Source organism: Marinimicrobium sp. UBA4209 (assembly GCF_002381585.1).
Classification (GTDB): domain Bacteria; phylum Pseudomonadota; class Gammaproteobacteria; order Pseudomonadales; family Cellvibrionaceae; genus Marinimicrobium; species Marinimicrobium koreense.
Map to the genome: position 1 here is coordinate 11,952 of NZ_DFTP01000085.1, position 1,407 is coordinate 13,358.

Annotated in this window: 2 protein-coding genes; one reads left to right on the forward strand and one right to left on the reverse strand. The window is 61.8% G+C overall.

Features of this window, described 5'->3' with window-relative positions; translation table 11 throughout:
* Positions 1–678, forward strand: a 678-nt coding sequence (locus B3187_RS12390) for a DUF1853 family protein (RefSeq protein ID WP_286806789.1), incomplete at its 5' end; no start/stop codon positions are given.
* Between the two features lie 10 nt (positions 679–688).
* Here B3187_RS12390 and B3187_RS12395 read toward each other — a convergent pair.
* On the reverse strand, positions 689–1,407 hold a 719-nt coding region (locus B3187_RS12395), incomplete at its 5' end, for a biotin-dependent carboxyltransferase family protein (RefSeq protein ID WP_286806791.1).

Sequence of the window (1,407 nt, forward strand, 5' to 3'; positions counted from 1 at the left end):
GAACGCCTGTACGACTGCCTGATGACCGAGCTGTTGGGGTGGGAAAAAGTGATCAACAATCTGCCGATTCGGGGGCAGGGACGAACCCTGGGCGAGCTGGATTTTATTTTTCGTAACCCCGATACCGGCGAGCTTGAGCACCACGAAATTGCCGTGAAGTTCTACCTGGGCCATCCGGCCCCCGATGGCATTGAGCCACTCTGGTACGGTCCCAACGCCCGGGACCGACTGGACCTGAAAACCCGCCACCTGCGCGAGCACCAGAGCCGATTGACCCACCGCCCGGAAACCACAGAAGCCCTGCGGGCGCTCGGCATCGACACGCCCCGCACCGCCCGGGTCATCATGCCCGGCTACCTGTTCTATCCCTGGCAGGAGGACTACCCCGCGCCGGTCCAGGCCTCACCAGATCATTTGCGCGGGCACTGGTTGTATCTGGAAGACATCGAACAGGTGGACACCCGTCACTGGGTGCCACTGAAAAAAACCCACTGGCTCGGGCCCTGGATGCAGACCTCAACTCCCGGCGTCGAGGCCACCCAAGCCACACTCGCGCAGATTCACGAGAGAGCAACCCCTCGCCTGTTTTCCGCCTTGGCACCCGACCCGGAATCCGGCTACTGGGTCGAGCGCGACCGCTTTTTTGTCATGCCCAGCGCTTGGCCCGACAGAGCCTGAAATCTCTCAATCACGGCTCGTGCATAAACCGCAGAAATTCCCGGTAGTCATTGACCTCATTGGTTGACCCTGACGTGAACCGGATCAACTGACCCGGCTGGCGCTGAGCCAGTGCAAAGGCATCCAGCGGGTGAACCGTACCCAGTTTGGGATAGCCACCGATGGTCTGACGGTCTTTGAGCAAAATGATGGGCTGACCACTGGGAGGGACCTGAATGGCGCCAAAGGGAATGCCTTCGGAGACAATCCCTCCTTCGGTCGGATGCAGCCCGGGCCCGTCCAGGCGGACGCCCATGCGATCGCTCTGGGTGGATACCCGATACTCACTGGCGTAAAACCGGTTCATCTGCGCGTCGTCAAACAGGGCCCGCTGCTGGCCTTCCATCACTCGCACGGTCAGCGGTTCAGCGTAGTCGGGAATATAGCGTGGCGGCACTCGGCGCAACATTCCGTGCTCACTAACGGCACAGGACAAACAGTCACCTTCCTGCAACGGGCGCCCCCGACCATCGAGCCCGCCCATCTGCTCGCGCACAACGGTCGCCACCGATCCGAACGCAGGCGCGAGCACAAACCCGCCGGCCACCGCCAGGTAGGCTCGAACACCACTGCGGGGAAATCCGAATTGCAGCCGATCGCCGGCCTTGACGTTATGGGTCTGCCAATTGGCCAATGCCACGCCATTACAGCTTGCCTGCAGGTCAGCGCCGGTCAGGGCAATGCGGATGG